This is a genomic window from Micromonospora desertarenae, from assembly GCF_056150265.1.
This window is the reverse complement of the sequence record NZ_JAXCFQ010000021.1, coordinates 95668-101667: the sequence shown is the minus strand read 5'-3', so window position 1 is coordinate 101667 and position 6000 is coordinate 95668. Positions and strand designations below refer to the sequence as shown.

The following is a 6000-nucleotide window of genomic DNA, read 5'->3' as shown; positions in this document are numbered from 1 at the left end:
ACCATCGCCGACTCGGCCAACCCGGACACCGCCAGCTACCGGATGAGCATCGACAACCTCGCCGACTGGATCGCCACCCGCGGCTACACCGCCTGACGACCCACCACCGGCGACCAACAACCGAACAGGCGGAACAACACCGAAGGGCCGACCCCCAACCGGGGGCCGGCCCTTCGGCGTGTCCAAGGGGCGCAGGCAGGGCGACGCTCCGGGACGCAAGCAAGGCGACGTCCAGGGGCGCAGACGGGGGACGTCTCGGCCGGCCCGGCGTCAGAGGACGGCCTCGCCGGGCTCGGCCTCAGGGGCACGGACTCGCCCGGCTCGGCGTCAGGGCACACACTCGCCCGGCCCCGGCGTAAGGGCACGGCCGCGCCGGGCCCGACGTCAGGGGCACGGACTCGCCCGGCCCGGCGTCAGGGCACGACCGGGCCGCGCTCGGCGTCGGGCACGCCGCACCGGAGCGCCGGCGTCTCAGCCGCCGGAGTCGTCCAGCTCGGCGCCCTCGGGGACGGTGTCGTCGTCCCGGCTGGCCAGCCAGCCGTCGGGCAGGAAGACCTTGCCCGGCGAGTTGGTCCGCCCCCGCGGCTGGCCGAGCGTGGCCACCGGGAACGGCTCGGTCGGGTCCAGCTTGCCGAGCAGGTCGTCGAGCTGGGCCAGGCTGTCGATCATCGCGAGTTCCCGGCGCAGCTCGCTGCCGACCGGGAAGCCCTTGAGGTACCAGGCGACGTGCTTGCGGAAGTCGGTGCAGCCGTCCCGCTCGCCCCGAGCCGGCGTACGCGCCCCGGCGCTGAACTGGTCGACCAGCAGCTCGGCGTGCCGGCGCATGGTCGCGGCCACCTCGCCGAGGGTGGGCAGCCGCCGCTCCGGCCGGCCGTCGAACGCGGCCTCCAGGTCGGCGAAGAGCCACGGCCGGCCCAGGCAGCCCCGGCCGATCACCACCCCGTCCACGCCGGTGTGCGCCACCATCCGCAGCGCGTCGTCGGCCTCCCAGATGTCGCCGTTGCCGAGCACCGGCACGTCCAGCGCCTGCTTCAGGGTGGCGATGGCGTCCCAGTCGGCGGTGCCCGAGTAGCGCTGCGCGGCGGTACGCCCGTGCAGGGCGACCGCCGCCACGCCGGCCTCCTGGGCGGCCAGCCCCGCCTCGACGTACGTCAGGTGGTCGTCGTCGATGCCCTTGCGCATCTTGACAGTGACCGGCACCCCGGCGGGCGACGCGGCGTCCACCGCGGCCCGCACCAGCCGGGCGAAGAGCCGGCGCCGCCAGGGCAGCGCCGCACCCCCGCCCTTGCGGGTGACCTTCGGAACCGGGCAGCCGAAGTTGAGGTCGATGTGGTCGGCGAGGTCCTTCTCGACCACGATCCGCACGGCGGCGGCGGTGGTCTCCGGGTCGGTGCCGTAGAGCTGGAGGCTGCGCGGCCGCTCGTCCGGGCCGAAGGCGATCATCCGCAGCGTCTTCGGGTTCCGCTCCACCAGCGCGACGGTGGTGATCATCTCGCAGACGTAGATGCCGCCGCCCTGCTCCCGGCAGAGCTGACGGAAGCCGACATTCGTGATGCCGGCCATCGGGGCGAGCACCACCGGCGGCCACACCTGGTGCCGCCCGAGGGTGAGCGGGCGGAGCGCGGGAACGGCGGGACTGGTCACGTACCCAAGAATCCCACGCCGGCCGGGGCGGGCCGGTGCCGGTGGCCGGTCGCCGCCGCGATGGTGAGCGAACTCGCACCGCGGCGGCGACCGATGCGGTCGATCAGGCCAGTGCTCCGTCCGGAGCGGCCAGCGTCAGCCCGGAGACGTCGACGATCACCGAGGTCGCGCTGTTGACGTAGATCGCGAAGCTGAACGGGTCCCCCCCGTTGTAGCTGCCGAGCCGCACCTCGACCAGGTTGGAGAGGATCTGGTTCGGCCCCCACCAGTTCAGCGACGAGGTCTCCGGGACGCTGGCGAGCCCCGAGCTGTACGCGGTGAGGAAGCCCGCCGCGACGGTGCCGGCCACCGTGATGTTGACATACGCGGAGACCGCCTTCTCCGCCACCACCGGCGACACGTTCTTCAGCGTCAGGTGCATGAAGGTCTTCGCCTTCAGCTTCCCGGCCTCGACGTTGGCGGCACCGTGGAGCACGTTCCCGGAGTAGGTGCTCAGGGATCGGGTGTCCATGATCCGCTGGGGCGGGACGGCCATCGTCCGGTTCGCCCAGCGGGTCGTGTTGACGTACGCCCGGGTGCCACCACGGCCGCCGATCACCAGGTCGGCCGCCGGGGTGACGGCGAGCGATCCGGTGGGCAGCTCCTGCGGGATGTTCGCCTCCGGCGTCGGGGCCAACACCAGCTTGGGCGAGGTGCCCTGCACCGTCAGGGTCGGGTTGGCCGACGAGCCGCCGACGAGCACGGTCTCGGCCGCTCCGGCGTCGTTGACCTGGCCGAGGATGACCGGATCGCCGGGCGCCGCGCTGGCCGGGGAGGCGACCACGGCCGCCGCGCCGACACCGGCACCCGCGGCGACGCCGGCCTTGATGATCCGGCGGCGGGTGGTCGAGTTCTCGTCGGTGGTCATGCTGCTCTCCTGGGTTCCGTGGTCACGCACCGGTGTGCACCGCCCGGTCACCGCGCTCGGCGGCCTCCTTGATCGCCTGGGCCCGCACGCCCCGGTTACCGTCGGCGGCGACGCGCGCTCCGGCCGTCTTGGGGCTGTTGATGACCGCCGAGTCGGGGTGGAAGACCAGCAGCCCGGTCACGTCGAGGATCAGCGCGGTGGCGCTCGCCTTCGGCACGTAGATCCCGACGACGTCCGGGTAGTAGTCACCGTTGGCGGTCTCGTACGCGCCGAGCTGGGTGATCACGCCGTTGGAGAGCAACTGCCCGGCGCTCCACCAGTTGATGGTGGAGGCGTTCGGGCGGTCGCCCCGGCCGTAGACGGTGACGAAGCCGGCCTTCTCGGTGTTGGCGACGGTGATGTTGCCCAGCATCCCGTCGGCGTACTCGGCGATGCCCTGCAGGTGTACGACCAGGAAGCTGTCGGCGACGGCCCGGCCCTGCGCGTCGATCCGGCCCGCGCCCTCGATCAGCCGGGCCCGGCCGGCGGCGCTGCGGGTGTCCAGGATGCGCGTGGGCGGCACCGGCACCAGCATGGTGGCGTTGGCCGTGCTGAACGCGGAGTAGGCGCCGTTGCCGTTGGAGACGGCGAGCGCCGTCCCTTCGGCGTAGAGGGCGCCGGTGGGCGCCGGGGACGTGTAGCTGGGCCCCTTCTCGATGTGGAGGGTCGCGCCGGTGGCGTTCCGCAGCGCCAGGGTGGCGCCCCCGGCCGGGGCGGCGCTCGTCACCGTGGTCGGGCCACCCGAGTTGGGCAGGCCGATGACGACGGGATCGCCGGGGGCGGCGGAGGCCGGGGTGGCGGTCACCGCGGTCGCGGCGACCGCGGCGCCACCGGTGACTGCCGCGCGGCGCAGCAGCGTGCGCCGTGACGCGGGACGGTCAGGTTCGGTCGAGGACATCTCGTTTCCCCCGTGGGTCGGTCTGACGGTGAAGGTCGGAAGTGGGCCGGGGCGACCGGCCGGTCGACTAGGCCTGGGGCGCCAGGACCTGGCTCGGGTGGCCGACCAACAGGCTGGTCATGTCGACGATCACGTGCGTCGGCGAAGCGGTCGCCTGGATGGTGATGACGCTGCGGTAGGCCCCGGTGGCGCCCAACTCGGTGAAGAGGAAGTTGGACAGGACGGTGCCGGCGGCCGACCAGTTCACGGTGGAGGTGGCCGGCTTGGTGCCGGCGCCCCAGACGGTGAGCACGCCGGCGCCGGTCATCCCGACCACCGTGACGTTCCCCTTGAGGGCGTAGCCGTCGCGCACGTAGGAGTCGAGGGCGAGGACGATCGGAGCGCCCGGCTGGACCCGCCCGAGCGAGTCCAGCGAGCCGGAGACGATGTTGCGGCGGAGGTTGACGTCGCGGGTGTCGAGCACCCGGGTCGGCCGCACCGCGACGGATGTGGTGGCCCACTCGGTGGTCCAGGCCCAGCCGTTCGTCTCCTGCCCCGCGGTGCCGGCCCGGACGAACAGGTCGCCCTGGTTGTCGACCGCCAGGGTGCCGACCGGAGCGTCCAGCACCTGCGGGTAGATCGAGTCGCCGGGCACCAGCCGCAGCGGCGCACCGGCGCTGTTCTTCAGCGTCAGCGTCGGGTAGGCGCCGTTCAGCGTGGTGGTGGCCGGGCCGGCGTCGTTCGTCGTACCCATGACGAGGTTGTCGCCCGGGGCGGCCTGGGCCGTGCCGGGCAGGCCGACCGCGGCGGCGACTCCCGCGCCGGCCGTGGTGGCGGCGACCGTGGCCGCCCGGCGCAGCAGCCGCCGGCGGTTCGGGTCGTGGTCGTGTTCCTGCGACGCGCGCGTCATACACACCCCCGTGACGAGATTCGACGCGGGGAATGCTCGCACGAGATCATGGGCCGCTCAACCACCGGGTGGCCGCTGACCTCGGCCGATCAGACGATTGGTCCGCATCGCCCGGAAAGTGAACGCGCCCCGGCGGCAGACGGCGGACGGCCCCGCCCCGGGATCGGGGCGGGGCCGTCGCACGGGTGGCTCAGCAGCCGGGCAAACGCTCGATCAGGTAACGCTCGACCTGGTCCAGCGAGATCCGCTCCTGGGCCATGGTGTCCCGGTTGCGCACGGTCACCGCGTTGTCGTCCAGGGTGTCGAAGTCGACGGTCACGCAGAACGGGGTGCCGATCTCGTCCTGCCGGCGGTAGCGGCGGCCGATCGCCTGCGAGTCGTCGAACTCCACCACCCAGCGCTTGCGCAGCGTGGCGGCCAGCTCCTTGGCCTTCGGGGAGAGCGCCTCGTTGCGGGACAGCGGCAGCACCGCCACCTTGACCGGGGCCAGCCGCGGGTCGAACCGCATCACGGTCCGCTTGTCCACGCCGCCCTTGGTGTTCGGCGCCTCGTCCTCGTCGTACGCCTCCAGCAGGAAGGCCAGCACCGCCCGGGTGAGGCCGGCGGCCGGCTCGATGACGTACGGCACCCAGCGCTCGCCCTTGGTCTGGTCGAAGTAGGACAGGTCGACGCCGGAGTGCTTGCTGTGCGTGGAGAGGTCGAAGTCGGTGCGGTTGGCGATGCCCTCCAGCTCGGCGAACTCGGTGCCGCCGAACTGGAAGCGGTACTCGATGTCCACCGTCCGCTTCGAGTAGTGCGAGAGCTTCTCCTTCGGGTGCTCGTAGAAGCGCAGGTTGTCCTCCGACAGGCCGAGGTCGAGGTACCAGTTCCAGCGCTCCCGCAGCCAGTACTCGTGCCACTGCTCGTCGGTGCCCGGCTCGACGAAGAACTCCATCTCCATCTGCTCGAACTCGCGGGTGCGGAAGATGAAGTTGCCCGGGGTGATCTCGTTGCGGAACGACTTGCCGGTCTGCGCGATGCCGAACGGCGGCTTCTTGCGGGCGACCGTCTCGACGTTCTTGTAGTTGACGAAGATGCCCTGGGCGGTCTCCGGGCGCAGGTAGTGCAGCCCCTCGTCGCTCTCCACCGGGCCCAGGAAGGTCTTCATCAGCCCGTTGAACATCTTCGGCTCGGTGAAGGTGCCCTTGTTGCCGCAGTTGGGGCAGTTCAGCTCGGCCAGCGAGGCCAGCGGCTTGCCGTGCTTCTCGGCGTACGCCTCCTCGAGGTGGTCGGCCCGGAACCGCTTGTGGCAGAACTGGCACTCGGTCAGCGGGTCGACGAAGGCGTCCAGGTGGCCGGAGGCGGCCCAGACGTCGCGGGCCAGGATCACCGCGGAGTCCAGGCCGACCACGTCGTCGCGCTGCTGGACCATGGTCTTCCACCACTGCCGGCGGACGTTCTCCTTGAGTTCGACGCCGAGCGGACCGTAGTCCCAGGCCGACCGGGTGCCTCCGTAGATCTCGCTGGAGGGGAAGACGAAGCCCCGGCGCTTGGCGAGGCTGACGACGGCGTCGATACGGTCGGCTGGCATGTTTCCTCCTACGCCGGCTGGCGGTCGGCGGGGACGTGATGTGGACGGAACGA

At 72.1% G+C, this 6000-nt stretch carries 5 protein-coding genes and 1 pseudogene; 1 reads left to right on the top strand and 5 read right to left on the bottom strand.

What is annotated here, in order from left to right; translation table 11 throughout:
• Nucleotides 1-96 (top strand): annotated as a pseudogene (locus tag SM577_RS30400) (C39 family peptidase); the annotation flags it as partial.
• Nucleotides 97-471: 375 nt separating this feature from the next.
• On the opposite strand, the gene dusB reads toward SM577_RS30400, so the two are convergent.
• The 5 genes from dusB to SM577_RS30375 all read right to left on the bottom strand — a co-directional run bounded on the left by dusB (nucleotide 472) and on the right by SM577_RS30375 (nucleotide 5947).
• Nucleotides 472-1644 carry a tRNA dihydrouridine synthase DusB gene (dusB, locus tag SM577_RS30395; RefSeq protein WP_474581878.1) on the bottom strand — a complete coding sequence of 391 codons (1173 nt, stop codon included), beginning with the start codon at nucleotides 1642-1644 and terminating at the stop codon, nucleotides 472-474.
• Between the two features lie 103 nt (nucleotides 1645-1747).
• Nucleotides 1748-2551: a hypothetical protein gene (locus tag SM577_RS30390; protein WP_302918972.1), complete on the bottom strand. Its 804-nt coding sequence runs from the start codon at nucleotides 2549-2551 to the stop codon at nucleotides 1748-1750.
• Between the two features lie 22 nt (nucleotides 2552-2573).
• Entirely contained in the window at nucleotides 2574-3488 is a 915-nt protein-coding gene (locus SM577_RS30385) for a hypothetical protein (protein WP_302918973.1), read from the bottom strand.
• A 67-nt stretch (nucleotides 3489-3555) separates the two neighbouring features.
• A complete protein-coding gene (locus tag SM577_RS30380; protein WP_302918974.1) occupies nucleotides 3556-4377 on the bottom strand; it encodes a hypothetical protein in 822 nt (273 codons plus the stop codon).
• Nucleotides 4378-4567: 190 nt separating this feature from the next.
• Entirely contained in the window at nucleotides 4568-5947 is a 1380-nt protein-coding gene (locus SM577_RS30375) for a glycine--tRNA ligase (RefSeq protein ID WP_302918975.1), read from the bottom strand.
• Between the last annotated feature and the right edge of the window lie 53 nt (nucleotides 5948-6000).

Excerpts from the sequence above, each read along its gene's own strand:
- SM577_RS30390 (WP_302918972.1), bottom strand. The coding sequence starts at position 2,551 with ATGACCACCGACGAGAACTCGACCACCCGCCGCCGGATCATCAAGGCC.
- SM577_RS30385 (WP_302918973.1), bottom strand. The coding sequence starts at position 3,488 with ATGTCCTCGACCGAACCTGACCGTCCCGCGTCACGGCGCACGCTGCTG.
- SM577_RS30380 (WP_302918974.1), bottom strand. The coding sequence starts at position 4,377 with ATGACGCGCGCGTCGCAGGAACACGACCACGACCCGAACCGCCGGCGG.
- SM577_RS30375 (WP_302918975.1), bottom strand. The coding sequence starts at position 5,947 with ATGCCAGCCGACCGTATCGACGCCGTCGTCAGCCTCGCCAAGCGCCGG.